19 protein-coding genes are annotated in these 17,632 nt (G+C 61.6%); 11 read left to right on the top strand and 8 right to left on the bottom strand.

Going from position 1 to position 17,632, the window contains the following annotated elements; all coding sequences use genetic code 11:
* Nucleotides 1-6 precede the first annotated feature (6 nt).
* Entirely contained in the window at nucleotides 7-567 is a 561-nt protein-coding gene (locus KUO17_RS11785; protein ID WP_217975734.1) for a PaaI family thioesterase, read from the top strand.
* An 85-nt stretch (nucleotides 568-652) separates the two neighbouring features.
* Nucleotides 653-1,660 carry an aldo/keto reductase gene (locus KUO17_RS11780; RefSeq protein ID WP_217975733.1) on the top strand — a complete coding sequence of 336 codons (1,008 nt, stop codon included), beginning with the start codon at nucleotides 653-655 and terminating at the stop codon, nucleotides 1,658-1,660.
* On the opposite strand, the gene KUO17_RS11775 is transcribed toward KUO17_RS11780, so the two are convergent.
* Genes KUO17_RS11775 through KUO17_RS11765 form a run of 3 tightly spaced genes read right to left on the bottom strand, consistent with a single transcriptional unit; the run spans nucleotide 1,645 to nucleotide 5,746 of the window.
* Complete coding sequence (locus KUO17_RS11775) at nucleotides 1,645-2,964, bottom strand: MFS transporter (protein WP_217975732.1); 1,320 nt, start codon at nucleotides 2,962-2,964, stop codon at nucleotides 1,645-1,647. The two genes, KUO17_RS11780 and KUO17_RS11775, sit on opposite strands and share 16 nt — an antisense overlap.
* A gap of 59 nt (nucleotides 2,965-3,023) precedes the next feature.
* Nucleotides 3,024-4,565, bottom strand: coding sequence for a class I adenylate-forming enzyme family protein (locus tag KUO17_RS11770; protein WP_217975731.1), 1,542 nt, complete (start codon nucleotides 4,563-4,565; stop codon nucleotides 3,024-3,026).
* 2 nt (nucleotides 4,566-4,567) lie between these two features.
* Complete coding sequence (locus tag KUO17_RS11765) at nucleotides 4,568-5,746, bottom strand: acetyl-CoA acetyltransferase (protein WP_217975730.1); 1,179 nt, start codon at nucleotides 5,744-5,746, stop codon at nucleotides 4,568-4,570.
* 146 nt (nucleotides 5,747-5,892) lie between these two features.
* Between KUO17_RS11765 and KUO17_RS11760 the strand changes: the two genes are divergently transcribed.
* The gene (locus KUO17_RS11760; RefSeq protein WP_217975729.1) at nucleotides 5,893-6,456 is read left to right on the top strand and encodes a LuxR C-terminal-related transcriptional regulator; all 564 of its coding nucleotides are present in this window, start codon (nucleotides 5,893-5,895) and stop codon (nucleotides 6,454-6,456) included.
* Between the two features lie 347 nt (nucleotides 6,457-6,803).
* Here KUO17_RS11760 and KUO17_RS11755 read toward each other — a convergent pair whose 3' ends face one another.
* A complete protein-coding gene (locus KUO17_RS11755) occupies nucleotides 6,804-7,250 on the bottom strand; it encodes a hypothetical protein (RefSeq protein ID WP_217975728.1) in 447 nt (148 codons plus the stop codon).
* Here KUO17_RS11755 and KUO17_RS26645 point away from each other — a divergent pair.
* The 8 genes from KUO17_RS26645 to KUO17_RS11725 all read left to right on the top strand — a co-directional run bounded on the left by KUO17_RS26645 (nucleotide 7,249) and on the right by KUO17_RS11725 (nucleotide 13,278).
* Nucleotides 7,249-7,371: a hypothetical protein gene (locus KUO17_RS26645; protein ID WP_255263541.1), complete on the top strand. Its 123-nt coding sequence runs from the start codon at nucleotides 7,249-7,251 to the stop codon at nucleotides 7,369-7,371. The genes KUO17_RS11755 and KUO17_RS26645 overlap by 2 nt on opposite strands.
* A gap of 138 nt (nucleotides 7,372-7,509) precedes the next feature.
* Nucleotides 7,510-8,583 (top strand): helix-turn-helix transcriptional regulator, encoded by a 1,074-nt coding sequence (locus KUO17_RS11750; RefSeq protein WP_217975727.1) that lies wholly within the window; start codon nucleotides 7,510-7,512, stop codon nucleotides 8,581-8,583.
* Nucleotides 8,580-9,947, top strand: a complete 1,368-nt coding sequence (locus KUO17_RS11745) for a hypothetical protein (protein WP_255263540.1) — start codon at nucleotides 8,580-8,582, stop codon at nucleotides 9,945-9,947. Before KUO17_RS11750 ends, KUO17_RS11745 begins: the two co-directional genes overlap by 4 nt.
* A complete protein-coding gene (locus KUO17_RS26640) occupies nucleotides 9,856-10,149 on the top strand; it encodes a hypothetical protein (protein WP_255263539.1) in 294 nt (97 codons plus the stop codon). Before KUO17_RS11745 ends, KUO17_RS26640 begins: the two co-directional genes overlap by 92 nt.
* Before the next feature lie 50 nt (nucleotides 10,150-10,199).
* Entirely contained in the window at nucleotides 10,200-10,778 is a 579-nt protein-coding gene (locus KUO17_RS11740; protein WP_217975726.1) for a hypothetical protein, read from the top strand.
* A gap of 10 nt (nucleotides 10,779-10,788) precedes the next feature.
* On the top strand, nucleotides 10,789-11,814 hold the full coding sequence (locus KUO17_RS11735; RefSeq protein WP_217975725.1) for a hypothetical protein: 1,026 nt from the start codon (nucleotides 10,789-10,791) through the stop codon (nucleotides 11,812-11,814).
* 35 nt (nucleotides 11,815-11,849) lie between these two features.
* Nucleotides 11,850-12,209 (top strand): YkgJ family cysteine cluster protein, encoded by a 360-nt coding sequence (locus KUO17_RS11730; RefSeq protein WP_341869613.1) that lies wholly within the window; start codon nucleotides 11,850-11,852, stop codon nucleotides 12,207-12,209.
* A gap of 430 nt (nucleotides 12,210-12,639) precedes the next feature.
* The gene (locus tag KUO17_RS11725; RefSeq protein ID WP_217975786.1) at nucleotides 12,640-13,278 is read left to right on the top strand and encodes a TetR/AcrR family transcriptional regulator; all 639 of its coding nucleotides are present in this window, start codon (nucleotides 12,640-12,642) and stop codon (nucleotides 13,276-13,278) included.
* Between the two features lie 2 nt (nucleotides 13,279-13,280).
* Here the strand turns inward: KUO17_RS11725 and KUO17_RS11720 are convergent, their stop codons facing one another.
* Genes KUO17_RS11720 through KUO17_RS11705 form a run of 4 tightly spaced genes read right to left on the bottom strand, consistent with a single transcriptional unit; the run spans nucleotide 13,281 to nucleotide 17,629 of the window.
* Entirely contained in the window at nucleotides 13,281-14,609 is a 1,329-nt protein-coding gene (locus tag KUO17_RS11720; RefSeq protein WP_217975724.1) for an LLM class flavin-dependent oxidoreductase, read from the bottom strand.
* Complete coding sequence (locus KUO17_RS11715) at nucleotides 14,602-15,408, bottom strand: ABC transporter ATP-binding protein (RefSeq protein WP_217975723.1); 807 nt, start codon at nucleotides 15,406-15,408, stop codon at nucleotides 14,602-14,604. The genes KUO17_RS11720 and KUO17_RS11715 overlap by 8 nt, the downstream gene beginning before the upstream one ends.
* Nucleotides 15,405-16,475 (bottom strand): FecCD family ABC transporter permease, encoded by a 1,071-nt coding sequence (locus tag KUO17_RS11710; RefSeq protein WP_217975722.1) that lies wholly within the window; start codon nucleotides 16,473-16,475, stop codon nucleotides 15,405-15,407. The genes KUO17_RS11715 and KUO17_RS11710 overlap by 4 nt, the downstream gene beginning before the upstream one ends.
* Nucleotides 16,472-17,629 carry an ABC transporter substrate-binding protein gene (locus KUO17_RS11705; protein WP_341869610.1) on the bottom strand — a complete coding sequence of 386 codons (1,158 nt, stop codon included), beginning with the start codon at nucleotides 17,627-17,629 and terminating at the stop codon, nucleotides 16,472-16,474. Before KUO17_RS11705 ends, KUO17_RS11710 begins: the two co-directional genes overlap by 4 nt.
* Nucleotides 17,630-17,632: the final 3 nt, after the last annotated feature.

The raw sequence follows: 17,632 nt of genomic DNA, 5'->3' as shown, positions 1-17,632 counted from the left end.
CCACTGATGGATGTCGATCAGGTTGTTGCGCAATGGATCGAGGAGGAGCAGACCGTCCGAGCTCGCCTTCAGGCAGCTGATGCGATGCCCAGAGGGCAGGCTTTCAGCCTCACGGGGATGGAAGTCTTCGAGGCGATCTTTGCCGGGGAGTTGCCCCCTCCACCTATCGGAGACACCCTGGACTTTTTGCCGATGTACATGGAACCCGGCGTCGCTGTCTTTCAAGGTCGGCCCGGGCGCAGGCATTACAACCCTATGGGCACCGTACACGGTGGCTGGTTCGCAACGCTACTGGACTCGGCGGTGGGCTGCGCCGTGCATACAACGCTGGCGGTAGGCAAAGGCTATACCACGCTTGAACTGAAGCTCAATGTGGTGCGTGCCTTGACCGATGCGGTGCCGTTGGTGCGTGCCGAGGGCAAGGTGATTCATGTCGGGAGCCAGGTCGCCACGGCCGAGGGGCGGATCGTCGGCCCTGATGGAAGGCTGTACGCGCACGCCACCACGACATGCCTGATCTTCGACCACCCCACGGCCACTTCGAAGAGCGCCGATGGCCGAGACTGACATCGTTGTCTGTACCACGGCCGCACGCCGGTCGGTACCTGCTGCGGCGCCCTGAAAGGCACCTGATGTGATTAACGGAGGAACCATGAAATACCTATCATTCGGCAAGACGGGCTTGCAGGTTTCGCAGGTAGCGCTGGGTACGGGTAACTTCGGTACCGGCTGGGGCCATGGCGCCGATCAGGCTACCAGCAAGGCGATTTTCAACGCATACGCCGAAGCGGGCGGCAACTTTATCGATGGCGCAGACATTTACCAGTTTGGGCAGTCAGAAGAACTGCTCGGCACCCTGCTGGAGGGGCGGCGCGAGCATTTCGTACTCGCGACCAAATACACCAGGGGGGCACAGCCAGACGCCAACCGGCTTGTCACCGGCAACAGTCGCAAGGCGATGGTGGCCTCGGTGGAGGCAAGCTTGAAACGTCTGCGCACTGATCGCATAGACCTTTATTGGGCACATTGGCCGGATAATGTCACACCCGCCGAAGAAATCGTTCGAGGGTTCGAGGATCTCGCGCGCGCGGGCAAGATTCTTTACGCAGGCCTCTCCAACTTCCCTGCTTGGCGGCTATCGCGGGCAGTCACCCTCGCCGAACTCACCCATGCGGTGCCGATCGCCGCAGCACAGTTCGAGCACAGCCTGGTTCGGCGTGAGCCTGAGGTTGATTTGTTTCCAGCCTCTCATGCGCTGGGGCTCGGGATCGTCACCTGGTCCCCACTGGGCGGGGGCATGCTGACTGGCAAGTATCGCAAAGGTGAGAAGGGGCGTGCTGAGGCGTTTGGCGGCAAGGTGTTTCAGCCGGAGAACAGCGAGCACCGTACTAAGGTGCTCGACACCGTGATCGCGGTCGCTGACGAACTTGGCGTCAACCCAGGACAGGTCGCCATCGCCTGGGCGGGTACACATGGCTCGGTTCCCATCATAGGCCCCCGGTCCGTTACCCAGCTCACCGACAACCTCGGTGCACTGTCGGTCGAACTTTCGGCGCAGCAGGTGAGTCGCCTTGACGCCGTTAGCAGTCCGCTTGCTTTGACGACGCCAAGGACGCCCATTCCCTGGGCTATGGGCAATACAAGTCAGGCCGTTGCCTGATGCGAATGTGCCTCCACCACCGCCGAGCCGGCTACAAAATCTTCTTTGCGTAGCGCCGTCAGGGCAATCAACGACATCACGCCGGTGCCAATGTAGAAATACCACGGTGAGGTGATGTCGCCGGTTTGCTGGATCAACCACGTTGAAATAAACGGCGCGCTGCCGCCGAATACGGCCACCGGAACGTTGTAGGCCACCGCGATGCCGGTCGAGCGGATACGCGTTGGCAACAGTTCGCTCATGGTTGCGTAGGTGGAGGAGGCGTACAGCCCGAAGGTAATCGCCACCGCCATCAACGGAAGGAAAAACGTCGCAGGCGTCGCGTTCGGCGCGGACTTGAAGAACCAGTACATTGCCAGCGTCGCCAACCCACCTACGACCATCAGGAACGGTTTACGCCCGTATTTGTCGGTGAATGCGCCACCCAGCGGCATCACGAGGGCCGCCGACAGGCTGGCGATGAACACGTAAAACAATGTGGTGCCGCTGTCGAATTTCAGGATGCGCGACATGTAGGTCGAGGCGAACGTCAGCACCAGGTAGAAGATCGAACTGTGCAAGGTGATGATGAAAAACACCAAGGCAATTGCCCGCTTCCATTGCCAGACTTCACGCAAGGGCGCCTTCGAGGTTTCCCCGGCCTTTTGCAGCGCCAGAAATTCCGGGCTGTCTTCCAGCTTGAGGCGGATGTACATCGAAATCAGGCCCATGGGGCCTGCGATCAGAAACGGAATGCGCCAGCCTCCGGCCTGCATCGTTTCGGCGCCCAGCACCCAGGTCATGCCGTTGGCCACAGCGCCGCCCAACACCAGCCCCAGCACGGCCGTCACCATCAGCCAGCAGGTGGAGAACCCACGTCGACCAGGGCCGGCGTACTCGGAAATGAAGCTGGTGATGGTGCCGATCTCGCCTCCGGCCGAGAAACCCTGTACGCAGCGGATCAGCACCAGCAGGATAGGGGCTGCGATGCCGATGGACGCGTAAGTGGGCAGCAAACCCAGCAAACAGGTCGAGCCAGACATCATGACCAGCACGGTAATCAGGGTTTTGCGACGGCCGATCTTGTCGGCCAGCGGGCCGAAAAACAGGCCGCCCAACGGCCGAATGAAGAAGCTCAACGCGAACGCGGCAAAGCTGCTGAGCAAACTGGTGGCGGGGTCGTCCGACACGAAAAACGCCTGGCCGATGTACACCGCCAGAAAACCATATACGCCGTAGTCATACCATTCGATGAGGTGCCCGGACGTCGCACCGATAAACGCGCGGCGGCGCTGCCGGGCGGGATTGTGTTGTTGAGTAGCCATCGTCGTATTCCTGTCTTGTTTTTATTGATGGAAATTTCTATTGATGGAAAACAGGCGCCTCACTGGGATGTGGCAACGCTCGCGGCCTCCTTGAGCCATTGGCGCAGGTCGGTTTTGAGGATTTTTCCGTAGCTGTTTTTGGGCAGCTCGGTGCGAAACAGGTATTTCTTCGGCTTCTTGAACGACGCCATGCGTTCGGTAAACCAGTGGTTGAGCTGACCTTCGTTCAGGCTGCTCTGGCCCCGTGCGACCACGAACGCCACCACCGACTCGCCCCATTGCGCGTCCGGCTCGCCCACCACGCACACTTCGAATACGTCCGGATGCGACGCCAGCACCTCTTCCACCTCACGCGGATACACGTTGCTGCCGCCGGTGATGATCACGTCCTTGGAACGGTCGGTCAGGGTCAGATAACCCTGCGCGTCGAGGTAGCCGATGTCGCCGGTGAACAGCCAGCCATCCACCAGGACCTCACGCGTCGAGGCTTCGTTGCGCCAGTAACCGTGCATCACCGTTGCCCCGCGCACCGCGATTTCTCCGGGCTGCCCGGTGCCAAGGGGGGCGTGCGTAGCGCTGACAATGCGAATCTCGATGCACGATTGCGCCCGTCCCACTGACGATGCCAGGCGTGCCCAATCCTTATGGTCGCGATCAGCGATCAGTTCCCGCGCCAGAGCGCTGACCGTCATAGGGGTTTCACCCTGGCCATAGATCTGCACCAGCCGAGGGCCAAAGGTGTCCACCGCATCGTGCAAGTCCGCCAGATACATCGGCGCGCCACCATAGACGATGGTTTTCAGGCCTTCACCGGCATAGCCTTGTTGGCGCGCCTGCTCGACCATGCGCTTGACCATGGTAGGCGCGGCGAACAGCGTCACATTGCCAAGTGAGGTGGCCAGTTCAAACAACTCGCCCGCTTTGAACCCGCGAGACACAGGCACCACATGCCGTGCGCCGCAACGCACATGGATGAAGTTGTACAGCCCGGCGCCGTGGGACATGGGGGCGGCGTACACCACCGAATCACCTGCGCTCACCGGGTCGACATCGATCGGGTAACACAGCGACATCGCCATCAAGTTACCGTGGGATAACATCACGCCCTTCGAGCGCCCGGTGGTCCCCGAGGTGTAGAACAACCAGGCCAGATCATCGGCATGCCGTGGGGCCGGAGTGTTGGCGGGCAGTAACTCAAGCGAGGATTCGATCATGTCGTTCAACCCCACACACTCCTGGCACCCTTCAGGCAACTGTGCCGGGTCGAACAGCGTGCCGTCGTCGGTGAAGATCAGCCGCGCTTGCGCGTTGTCGGCGATCCAACCGGCTTCGTTGCGATGCAGTTTGCAGTTGATCGGCACCGCGACCGCGCCGACCCACCAGGTGGCGTAAAGCAGTTCCAGGTACTGACAGCAGTTTTTCATGAAGAGGGCGACGCGGTCGCCGGGCTGGACACCGTGTTGCTCGCTCAGCACGATGGCTCGCTGCTGCACGTTTCTGGAGAACTGCTGGTAATCGGCCACTTGTCGATCACCTTCGAACAATGCGGGCCGCAACGGCCAGCGATGGGCGGCGTCATTCAACCAATTGGCAATGTTCATGTCTATGCTCTGCGCGCCTGAAGCACCGAGGCGTAGTTGGCCACCGCCATTCCGCCCATGTTGAACAGCAGCCCGAATTCGGCGTCGGGTACAGCGATACCGATGGCCTGTCCGGTCAGTTGCCGGAAGGCCATGGCGTGCATCGACACGCCCGTGGCGCCGACGGGGTGACCCTTGGCCTTGAGCCCGCCGGACAGGTTGACCGGAAGTCGCCCGCCGGCCTGCACGATGCCGTCATCCAGTGCGCGATGGCCTTCGCCACGTGGCGCCAGCCCCATGGCCTCGTAGATCAACAATTCGGCAATGGTGAAACAGTCGTGGACCTCGGCGAAATTGATGTCGGTCAACGTCACATCCGCGTTGCGCAACGCGCTCTGAATGGCTCGCTGTGGGCCTTCGAAGGCCAACAGATCGCGCTGTGCGATGGGCAGGAAATCGTTGACCTGGGACGTCGCGCGAATCAGCACTTCGCGACGAAACTGCTTGGCGCGCTTGGCCGAGGCCAGCACGATGGCTGCGGCACCATCGCTGATCAGCGAGCAGTCGGTCAGGCGCAGCGGCTCGGCGATGTACGGGTTGCTTTCGGACACGGTGTTGCAGTGCTCGACACTCATGGCCTTATGCATCTGTGCCAAGGGATTGCCCAAGGCGTTGGCATGGTTCTTTGCGGCAATCTTCGCCATCGACTCCAGCGGGCTGTGGTAGCGCTGTTGATAGTGCTGCGCCGCCAGGCCAAACAACTGAGGAAAGCTCAAGACGGCTTGCGCAGGATCATTCTGATAGCCCGCGCCGGCCAGGGCCTTGGTCACCTGCGCGGTACTGTTGGCGGTCATCTTTTCTGCGCCAACCACCAGCACCAAGTCTGCCGAGCCCGAGAGAATCGCGTTGATTGCGGCCTGAATGGCCGCTGAGCCTGAAGCGCAGGCGTTTTCGCACCGGGTGGCGGGCTTGAAGCGAAGCGCTGGGTCCGCTTGCAGTACCAATGAGGCCGCAAAGCCGTCAGGGACCATGCCCGAATTGAAGTGCCCGAGAAAGATGGCGTCGATCTCAGATGCATCGATGGCCGCGTCGGTGAGCGCTTCGCGGGTGACTTGCACGATCAGCTCTTCGAGGGTCAGATCATTCAGCCGACCGAAACGGCTGTGGCCGGCGGCGACGATGGAAACGGTGTCGTTAGCCATTGTTATTTTTCCTTTGCGATTGCAGGCGTTCCCTACAATGGCCCACAGCAAAGTCTGATCGCTACTTCGTGCAACTACGTATAGGAGCGAGTAGCCGAACTGACCGATACTGGGCTCATACCCATAAAAAGCAGCAGGACTGCACGATGAACGATCCACTGGAAGACCTTGAACGGCTGGCGTTTCAAGTGTCGCCGGCTCCCCAGGTGATCACTGGCAACCGCAGCATGCTTGATCTCAACGTGGCCTTTGTTGAATTGTTCGGGTTCCAGCGCGACGAGCTGATCGGCGAGTTGATCCTCAAGCTGTATCCCTCTCAAGCCGACTATAAAGCCATAGGCGAACGCAGCCTGAGCTGGCTGCAGCACAGCAAGAACGGCTGCTATTGCGATGAGCGCTTCATGCAGCATCGCAGTGGTGAAGTGTTCTGGGCCAGGGCCAATGGCTACACGCTGACGCCGGATGATCCGTTCCAGTTGATGGTCTGGCATTTCGAGCGTATGGACCGCGTGTTTCATGCGACGGTCAAGTTGACGTCACGAGAACGGGAAGTCTCCGCGCACATTGTCAACGGCCTGACCTGCAAGGAAATCGGCCGCAAGTTGAACATTTCCCACCGCACTGTCGAAGTTCATCGGGCCCGGCTGATGAAAAAGCTGCAGGCCAAGAACAGCGCGGAGTTGGTGTCAAAGATCATTGTGTTGAATTGATGACGATGGATGTTCCGATCAAGGTGCTGCACGGTGGCGGCAAGTCGAAATTGTCCCGGCATTCATCGCGATCCACCGATTCGACAGCGCGAGCAGCGTGGTCAGCTGAGCCGTGCTTCGGTAATCAGCATGCAGGGCGCGGAACGGATTCAGGTCTATCACCACATCCATGGCACTTGCTTCGGCTGAATCGACCTTCAAGTCCCCGAGTAATAATGTGGGTTCGAATGCTTTCGAGAGCCTTTAGCGTCGTCGTATGTTCATCTCGAAATGCATGAGCAAGCCCGACCCACTTGGCGCTCCACTTTTGCCTGACGGCGAAAGCAAAGCAAAGCGCCAGCGTGGGCTCAGGCAGCGGGTGCGGGCAAACACAGCCAAGCAGGGCGCGCAGGAAACAATCGCCGAAGCCATGTAGCTCCCTGGGGGCCAGCAAAAAACGCCAGCAGATCCGTGGTGGGATTCTCGTAATAGCCGCGGCCACCGAGGGCGAAAATGCTCGGCACGTAGGCCGGTTGTTGAGGGTGCCGAGCTTTGCTCAACACGGTGTGGGCCTGCACCAGATCCATGGCTTTTTCCCCCTGTTCGGCCTGACGAAGCAGCCGCAGGGAAGCTTCGATTGATCGGAATTTCAGCAATTCTGCCTGGCAGCAAATTGATGTCACTATGACTTTACTCTCCAGCAAGCAACGCTGAACTGGTTGCGCGGTACAAAAAACACGCACGCAGCGACACAGAATGTCGCAGCCTTGATTCAGGATGGCCTGCGTCCCATCCAGCTCAAGGAACCTACCCATGAAGGAACTGACCTGCTTCGCCATCGGCCTGGTCGTTGGCGTGTTGCTGATGAAAAAAAGCCAGACAGTCGACGACCTCAAGCGCGAGCTGGAACGCGAGCGCGGGCGCAGCACTGCATAACCCGGCGCCGCACAGTGGGATGTATGGCTTTTTGCTACTGGCGGTAAATTCCGGATAGTGCTAAAAAGCCATCAATGGACGATTCGCCGGGTATATGACGCCCGCGAACTATCATCAAGGTTGATTGAGCACGGTTGCATGTCAGATCCCAAAGACAGGCTGTTCAGGCACTTGGCCTTGCTGCGGCTGATCCCCCGCGAGCCGAAAAGCATCACGACGAGCGAATTGTTCGAGCGCCTCAAGCGTGAGCGTTTCGACTTCGACCCCCGCACGCTGCAACGTGACCTGACAGGGCGTTTGGCGCTGGACTTCCCGTTGCTTTGCGATGAAAGCCGCAAGCCCTACCGCTGGAGCTTCCCCAGCAACACCCCGTATTTCGACTACCCGGCGCTGGACACGCCCACAGCGCTGGCGTTCGTCTTGGCCCAGAACCATCTGGGCAAATTGATTCCGCCCAGTGTGATGAAGCTGTTGATGCCGCACTTCGACCTGGCGCACCGCCAGCTCAAGGCGTTGCAGCATAACCACCTTGCGCAGTGGACCGATTGCGTGCGCGTGGTGCCCAACGGCAAGGCACTGCAGCCTGCCGAAGTGGACCCCGCCATCTGGTCGCACGTCGCCGACGCGCTGCTCGACAGGCGCCAACTGCACGTGCAGTACCTCAGTCGCAGCAAGGGCCAGGTGAAGACGCTGTGCCTGCACCCGGTGGGTATCGTCGCGCGTCACTCCATCAGCTACCTGATTGCCGTGGTCGACGGTTACAGCGACGCACGTCAGTTCGCGCTGCATCGCATCCGGCAGGTCACGTGCCTGGACGCTGCGGCTCAATCGGCACATGGCTTCGATATCGACGATTACGTCCAAGGTGGCGGGTTCAACAGCCCAGGGCCGGTCGCGCGCGTCGCGTTGATCGCCGACATTTCCCCGCAGATCGCCTGGCTGTTGAGCGAAACGCCGCTGGCTCCCGACCAACGCCTGGAGCCGCTGCAGGGCACCGAGTGGCAGCGCGTGAGCGCCACCGTACCTGACGACCAGGAGACGCTGTGGTGGTTGTATGGGCTGGGCGAAAACGTTCGCCTGCAGGCGCCGCACTGCTGGGCCCAGTCCATCCGCACCCGGCTTGCGCAGGCGCAGGCGCTGTATGCGCAGCCGTTGGCCGAACCTTCTTCTATTGTCAACCACACCCTCGGCTGCCAGGAAATCCAACCATGAAACTTGATGTGCCCAAGCCGTCCACTGCGCATGAATCGAACAACCTTGACGAGATCCAGCGCGACATCATTCAGAGCGTGACGGCGCTTTCCACCAGCGAAACCGTCAGCCGCTTCGGCAGTGCCAACGCCGAGTACATCAAAGGCTTCACCGGCGTCGATAACGAAACCGGGCAGCGCTTTGCCAAGGGCCTGGCCGACATCGCAAAGCACAAAGTCAACGCTGACCCGCTGTACGCCAAGCAGAACATCAAGCAACAAGCCGGCTACTCGGCGGAGGTGGCCACCACCAGTCGTGACAACGCCGATGCCATCATCAGCGGCTCGAAAGTGCGTACCTCGCGCAGTGACGACCTAGCCCAGTACGGCAGGAACCATAACGTGGTGGACCGTGTGCAGATCCTCGATGGGCAGATCATCGAAGGCACGCAGTCGCAGATGAAGTTCGTGGGCAACCGTGACCAGTTGCTCGACGACATCGCCAGCGAGAACAGCAAGTTCGCCCGCTACCGCGGGGGCAAGCTCGAGCTGCCGTCTGAGCAGTTCGAAGGTGCAGCGGCCCATTGCCATGAAAAGGCCCTGGCGCTGCGCGAGCAGGCCGCCAAGGTCGACGCGGCAGGCAAGCCCGAGGTGGCGGCCAAGCTGCGCCGTGACGCCGACAACTACGAGCAGTTGGCCGACAACGTCAAGGACAGCGGGCTGACCACCAAGGAGGCCATTTTCTACCGTGAGCACCCCGAGCTGGCCACGGCCATGGACATCGCCCGCACCAGCCACCGCGCGGGTGTTGAAGGTGCCAAGTATGGTGCGATGGTCGGCGCCAGTATTTCTGCCCTGCACAATATGTTCGCCGTGGCCCAGGGCAAGCAGGACGTCGCCGATGCCGCATTGGCACTGGCCACCGACACCGCCAAGGCCGGCGCGCTCGGCTATGGCACTGCGTTTGTGGGTTCGGCGCTCAAGGGCGGCATGCAGCAGTCGGGCAACGTGACCCTGCGCAACCTGGCCAACACCAACGCACCGGCCATGGCGGTGAGCGTCTGCCTGTCGCTGGGCAGCTCGATCACACGCTATGTCACGGGCGAAATCAGCGAAGCGCAGTTGCTTGCCGAAGTCGGCGAAAAAAGGCTCGGGCATGCTTGCCAGCAGCATGATGGCGACCGTCGGCCAGATTGCCATTCCCATCCCCTTCGTCGGCGCCGCCGTGGGCGGCATGATCGGCTACACCCTGTCTTCGCTGTTTTACCAGGCTGCCCTGGACGCTGCCCGCGGTGTGGAACTTTCCCGTGCCCAGTTGGAGCGCACCCGTGCGATCCAGGGCGCTGCCCGCGAGCGCATTGCTGCAGAGCAGGCGGCGCTGGATGACTTCACCCGCAGCGAAATCCCACAACTGCAGAAAGAAACACAGCAGCTGTTCTCCATGGTCAACGCAATCGGCAGCGTCAGTGCTGACGATGTCGCCGCGGCAATCAACACGTATGCCACGCTGCTGGGCAAAAAGCTGCAGTTCCAGACCCAGGACGAGTTTGACAGCTTCATGGACAGCGACAGCGCGCTGGTCCTGTAAACCGATTGCTTACCTGAACAATTCCTCCAAGGAACAAGGACACCCCGTTGATGCTGATCAAGCTCCTGTCCACACCGGACAAAAAACACCTGATCGACCTGGCAAAGCTGCTGGCGCTTTCCGACAAACCGCTGCTGTGGGATGGCAAGACCTCCGCCGAGCTCACCTCCGACACCGATCTCAAAGAACTGACGATCGAGGAGGGCGAGCACGAGCGCGAGCTGATCGCAGACCTGGAACAGGCTGCCGGCATTTCATCTTCGGTATCGCCGGCGCTGCGCATGTTCCTGGCCACCGGTGACATCGGTACACGCCTTGTCGAGGTGACCAAGACGTTCCCGATCACCCAGGTAGAGCGCCCGGAATCCCGTGCTCAGGCGGCCAAGACCGTGCTCAAGGAATTGCTCAAGGACAAGAAGGCCGAGCAACCCTCCGTGCCGAAAGTGATGCTGTTCGAACTGCTGCTGGTGGCCCTGCGTGACGGCAATATTTCCAGCATCGAATGGGCGCTGCTCAAAGAGTTTCAACAACACCACAAGCTTGAAGACTTCATTTTCGACGACCTCCTGGAACGCGCAGAAGTACTGAACAAGGAAGTCAACAAAACCCTCTCCATCGTGCTTGAGTAAGGACCACATCATGCCACTTCCCCTGCTTATCGGTGCCGCCGCCATTGCCGGTATCTACGGTGCAGTCAAAGGCGTCAGCGGCGCCATCGACCACAGCAATGCCAGTGACCTCAACGAAGACGCTCGCACCCTTGTCAACACGGCCAACGAGGAAATTGAAGAGCAGCGCAAGACCACCAACAGCACTCTGGAAGACTACGGCCAGCGCAAGCTGCGCGCATTCAACGGGGTGGTCGCCGATTTCATCACCACCTTCGAGCGCATCAAGAACGTCGAACTGTCGCAAAGCCCTGAGCTGGACAAGCTCAATGCGGGTGACTTCACCAGCAAGACCCTGACCGGCCTGCGCCAGGACTACAAAGCGCTGCAGGACGCCGGGCTGGGCCTGGGCGCAGGCCTGAGCGGTGGCGCGGCGCTGGCCTTCGGTGCCTATAACGGCACCATGCTGCTGGCCACCGCCAGCACCGGCACGGCGATTTCTTCGCTGGGTGGCGTGGCTGCGACCAACGCCACGCTGGCCTGGCTGGGCGGCGGCTCGCTGGCTGCCGGCGGCTACGGCATGGCAGGCGGCATGATGGTGCTCGGTGGCATCGTTGCCGGCCCTGCGCTGGCCATCTTCGGCCATGTGCTGGGCAACAAGGGCGAAGAGGCGCTGAACACGGCGCGCAGCAACATGGAGCAGGCCCGCACCATCCGCGACGAAGCCAAGCTGCTGACCGACAAGCTGCACGCCATCGACCAGGTCACCACGCTGGCCAACAAAACCTTCTCCAACGTCAGTTCGCAACTGCGCCGCGCAGTGAGCGAGCTGAAAACCGTCATCGAGCAGCAGGGTGTCGACTACCGTGCCTACGCGGACCACAGCAAGAGCGTGGTATTCGGTTCGGTCAAGTTCGCGCAACTGCTCAAGGCCATGATCGATACCCCGATCCTGGATACCGATGGCAACCTGGTGCTGGCCACCGAAAAACGCATCAAGGACGTCAGCCAGGTCGCCAACGGCAAGAAAGCCGGCCTGGATGCGCCTGTCGCTTGATTGCGCTCAGGCGCTGATCCGCGCCTGAAGTAGCCATGCCCACGCCTGGCGTGGGCACTTTTTTTGCCAACCCGGTCGCTTCAAGGCGCTGCAAGGTCTGCATGTCCACGATGGTTTCACAGCGTTCCCTGTTCCCCTGCAACCAATGCGGCTTGTGCTGCCAGCGTGTTGACCAGTCTGTCGAAACCCGCGGCCTGGATCGTGGCGATGGCACGTGCAAGCATTACGATGCCGTGCAGAAGGGGTGCAGCATTTACGAAGAGCGCCCTGACATCTGCCGAGTGGATCGTCTATACGCGCAGCGTTTTGCCCAGCATTACAGCTGGGACGAGTTCGTGACCCTCAACGTGGCGGTGTGCACTGCGCTGAAGCATGAAGCCAGCCTTTGTGAGTAATCACTCATCCGCATTTGCCTGACAGGCGCGGTCGTTGGGCGTTAAGTATCCAATACCACCCTAAGTCGCACTTTTCGTCGGCCCGTACCGAAAAAGAAGAAGCATTGCCGTTGCACTGGCAAGCCCACAGGCGAGCATCGCGACATGGACCCCATGCTCCATCGCCGGCACGTAAAGCGCCGAGATTGCAGGTGAGCTGCTCGATTCAACGCCAGCGACAGCAATGGTCGTTTTGCGCAGGTTTCCACCCCCAGGAACAGCACAGGCCCGAGCAGCGAAAGCGCAAGCGCAGCCCGTGCTGCCACCCCGTTCAAACCCTGCTCGCCAACTGCAATCAGCCCGTAGGTCAGCGTGGCAAGGCAGAACAGGGTGCCTCTGGAGGATCTGTCCTTTAAACTGGTTTTATTTGCCCAAATGTGTGAACGAGCCGATGAAAGTTAAAGCACCCGCCAACGCGTTGCCGGCCAAGATGGCTGCCCGTCCCAGGACAAAGCCTGCCGAGGTACGCCTTGACGAGTTGATGGCCGCGGCCGAGACGCTGTTCCTTGCACAAGGGGTCGAGGCTACGACGATCAACGAAATCGTCGAAGCCGCGCAGGTTGCCAAGGGCACCTTCTACCATTACTTCGCCTCCAAGAACGAAATGCTCGAAGCGCTTGGCAGGCGCTACACCGAGCAGTTCATGCTCAGCCTGGAAAAGGCAATGGCGCAGTGCGCGCCGGATGACTGGGCTGAGCGGCTGCGCGTGTGGATTCACGCCAATGTCGAAACCTATGTGGCAACTTTTCGCACGCACGATATCGTCTACACCAATCACCACCATCACGATCGAGCCAATCAGGCGAAAAACGCCATCCTCGATCAACTGCTGGAGATCATCGACGGCGGCAAGGCGGCCGGTGTATGGGCGCCGGAACACCCCAGGGTCGTGGCATTGCTGATCTACTCAGGTGTGCATGGCGCGACCGATGACATCATCGCCACCCAGGCGAAGGATTGCGCCCCCTTTGCACAAGCGGTAGCGCAGGCTTGCCTGCGCATGTTGTCGCCCGCCGTCACCGCCCGTTGATCTCACCGCGCCCGATGGCGTGAGTAGCCTGGCTGGGGCGTTTTCAGCCCCAGGTGCTCGCGCAACGTGGCGCCGCTGTAGTGTTGCCTGAGCAGCTTGCGCCGTTGCAACTCGGGAACCACCTGCTCAACGAACGCGGTGGCCCCGCCAGGCAGGTGGGAGAACATGACGTTGAAGCCATCCGCTGCGCGATTGTCCAGCCACAGTTGCATCTGGTCTGCGACCATTGCTGCGGTACCGACCATTTCCAGGCCCTGGTAGCCGCACACACGCCGAGCCAGTGCAAGAATGCTCAACTGCTCTCGCCGTGCCAGTTCGACCAGCCTGTCCCGGCCACTCTTGCTGGCGTTGCTCGCAGGCATCGGCGGTAGCGGGCCGTTCCTGTCGTAGGGGGTTATGTCGTGCCCCAACGCAATCGACAAGGTTGCCAGGCTGCTCTGGTCGTCGACCAGGTCGTCCAGCAGCTGTCTTTTCTCCTGCGCCTGCGCGAGGCTGTCCCCGAGCACCACAAAAACCGCAGGGATGATCTTCAAGTCCGCCGTACGCTTGGCTGCAGCCGCCCTGGATTGCATGTTCGCATAGAAGTGTTGCGCCGAGGGCAGGTCGGTCTGGTAGGTGAAGACCACTTCTGCCGTTTGAGCGGCGATCGCTCGCCCTGCCTCGGATGCGCCGGCCTGCACGATGACCGGTCGTGCCTGGATGGGCCGGGCAACGTTGAGCGGGCCACGGACCGAGAAGCTGGCGCCCTGATGGTCGAGTACGTGCAGCTTTTGCGGGTCGAAATAGAGACCGCTTTGTGCATCCCGGCAAAAGGCATCCTCATCCCAGCTTTCCCATAGCCCATCCATCACGTCGCAGAATTCCCGTGCCCGCAGGTACCGGTCGGCATGGGCCATGTGTGGGTCCTTGCCGAAATTGGCGGCCTCGTTAGGGTTGCTTGAGGTCACCAGGTTCCAGCCGCATCGCCCCGCGCTGATCAGGTCAAGCGAAGCCAGCCGGCGCGCCAGCATGTACGGCTCGTTGTAGGTGGTGCTGGCCGTTGCTATCAAGCCGATATACCGGGTTACCGCCGCCAGCGCGGGAAGCAGGGTCAGGGGGTCGAGCGTGGCAACGCTGTGGCTGCGCATCAGTGATTCGACAGGTGCGTCGCGCAGGGCCAGCGAGTCGGGCAGGAACAGGCCGTCGAAGCAACCTTGCTCCAGGGTTTGCGCGAACCCTTTCATGTGCTCGAAGCTCGACTGAAAGCCTGGCTGTGCACCCGGATAGCGCCAGGCGCCGGCATGCACGCTTGGCATCGCAAGCAGGATGAGTTGGCGTTGCGATTCAGTCATCAGGTAGCCCTCTGTTCAGCGATTGTCGTGTCGAGCGGTCCACCACCAGAAAGGGCTGCCCCTGCGAGCAGCGCTCCAGCCGCGCCTGCACGCCATACACTGTCTTGAGCAGGGCAGGGGTCAATATCTCCAGCGGTGGGCCGCTTGCATGCACCTTTGCCTGGTGGATCACCACCACATGGTCGGTAAAGCGCAACGCGTGGTTGATGTCATGGATGGCCATCACCACGCACATGGATCGCTCCAGCGCCAGCCGGCGCAGCAGGTCAAGCACCTCGAACTGGTTTTGCAGGTCCAGGGCGCTGGTGGGCTCGTCCAGCAACAGCACGCGAGGCTGGCGTATCAGCGCCTGGGCAATGGACACCAGCTGGCGTTGCCCTCCACTGAGCGCCGCCAGCTCCCGGTCTGCCAGCGCATTGATTTCCAGGGTCTGCAGCATGTGGGTCACAGCGTCCATCTCCTGGCCCTCGACCGACCAGCCACTGCCTTGCTTGCTGGCCAGCAGTACTGCCTCGAACACCCGCAGCGAGGAGCCTGCCGAAATGTCCTGTGGCACGTGGGCCGGCCGGTTGCGGTGATGCACAGGCCAGGCCTCGACAGCTTTTGCGGCTATCTCCACCGTCCCGCCGCCCTGCAGTTCGCCGGCCATTCGGCGCAGCAACGTGGACTTGCCGGCGGCGTTGGACCCCAGCAGCGCCGTGACGCTGCCCGTACGCAACGGGCCGAAGTTGACACCCTGCAGCACCTTGCGTGTACCGAACGCGGCCGATACATCGCGAACATTCAGTAAATCCGTCACCGTTGTCGGGCCCGTAGAATCAGCGTGAAGAACAGCGGTACGCCGACCAAGGAGGTGACGATACCAATCGGAAGGGTTTGCCCCGCCACCAGGGATTTGCTCAGGACCGAGGCCGCAGACAACATCAATGCCCCGCAAAGGGCGCTGGCCGGCAGCAGGAAGCGTTGGTCTTCGCCCACCAGCATGCGCGCGATATGCGGGCCTACCAGGCCCACGAAGCCGATGGTGCCGACGAACGAAACACACACCGAGGCCAGCAGGCTGGCGAGCAGGATGCCGCGCAGCCGCAGGCGGGCCACGGGAACACCCAGGCTGGTGGCGCGGGCTTCACCCAGGCGCAGGGCGGTCAATGCCCAGGCCTGGCGAGCGAACGCCACGGCCACGGCTAGCAGCACCACACTCATGATGCCCAGCTTGAGCCAGTTGCTTCGCGAAAGGCTGCCCATGGTCCAGAACACCACGGCCGACAGGGCCTGATCGGGTGCCACGTACTGCAGGGCTTCCAGCAGCGCTGTGAACGTGAACACCAGGGTCGTGCCCAGCAGCACGATCATTTCGGTGGTGATACCGCGCTTGCGGCTCAAATGGTGGATGAACAGCGCGGTAGCCATCGAGAGCAGAAACGCATTGACCGGGACCGCGAAGGCAACCGCCGATGCCGGCAGCACGCTGACGCCCAGGATCAAGCCAAGCGCCGCGCCGAAACTGGCTGCCGCCGACAGGCCCAGGGTAAACGGGCTCGCCAGGGGGTTGCCGAGCACGGTCTGCATCTGCACGCCTGCCAGCGCCAGGCTGGCGCCGACCACCAGGGCCGTCAGTGCTACCGGTAGCCGGATTTCCCACACGATCACGCGAATCGCCAAGGCTGCATCGTTGTCCCACAAGGCGTGCATCACCTGCAACGCACTGAAGCGTGCCTGGCCTATCGAAAGGTCGAGCAGGAAACACATCACCGTCAGTACAGCGATACCGACCAGCAGGGTCAGGCGTCGCCTGGCCAGGCGCTGATACACAAGGCGGCCCTCGGCGAGTGCCGCGGTGGGTGAGCGGGTTATCGATTCAGTCATGCACAGGCTCCATCCAGGCTGAGCCAATAGCCAGGTTGATAGGGAACGGGAAGGAAACGCGCATGCAACTCGCGAAAGGTTGCATCCGGGTCGAGTGAGGCGAACAGCTCCGGGTGCAGCCACTTGGCGATCCGCTGCAAGGCGATGAAGTAATAGGGGTTGTCGTAGAACGGGTGCCAGATCGCATGCACCTGCCGCGTCGTGACCGCCCGCAGTGCTCGATAGGCGGGCCGACGCATCAGGCGGCCCAGGCGGGCCTGCCCCTCGGCAGGGGCTGCACCGGGCCCCAGGTTGACCCAGTCGCCGGCGGGCGAGTACAGGGACCAGTTGGCACCCGTGACAATCACCACGTCCGGGTCCGACGCAATCACTTGTTCGGGGTGCAAGGTGCCAAACGTGCCATGCAGAAAAGAGCTGCCCAGGTTGTCGCCACCTGCGGCGGCCACCAGCTCTCCGAAGTTGCCGTCCCCGTAGGTCAGGCAGCAATCGTCGTACAGGCCTGCCGCGCGTTCGATCATCACGCTCGGCCTGGAGCGCACCGACGCCAATGGCTGCGTTACCCGTTCGATCTGCTGCTGTCGGAAGGCCAGGAACGCCGCTGCGCGGTCCGGCCGCCCGAGCAGCGCCCCGAATATTTCGATACTGCGAGTAGTGTTGCCGAACATCCGGGTTCGGAAGTCGACAAATACAACGGGAATCCCCACCTGGGCCAGTCGCGCCATCAGTCCAGAAGACTCGGCTGCGGGCTTGGAGCTCAGGTTCATCACCAGCACGTCAGGCTCCAGCGAGATGGCCAGCTCGCTGCCGATCGAGTCCAGCGTGGTACTGGGAAAGGAGGGGATGCGGGCAATTTCGGGAAACCTGCGCAGGTACGCCCGGTAGCCATCCAGGTCGGCGGCGCGAAAGTTGTCGCCCCAGCCCACGACATTGCTGAAAGGATCATTCGGGCGCAGCAATGCCACCACGTAGGCCAGGGGCCCATCACCCAGCAGGATACGGCGAACCGGGGTGTCGACGCGCACGCTGCGCCCGGCGATGTCCTCGATGACCTGGGCGGATCGGCTGGCCGCCGCCGGGCCGCAGGTGGCAAATACAACACCGGCGCCCAGGAGGCCACGCAGCACCTCGCGCCGGGAACTGAGACCGTTGTGCACGCC

The organism is Pseudomonas aegrilactucae (genome assembly GCF_019168305.1).
Lineage (GTDB): Bacteria > Pseudomonadota > Gammaproteobacteria > Pseudomonadales > Pseudomonadaceae > Aquipseudomonas > Aquipseudomonas aegrilactucae.
Note: the sequence above shows the minus strand (reverse complement) of the source record. Positions and strands in the feature narration are given on the sequence as shown.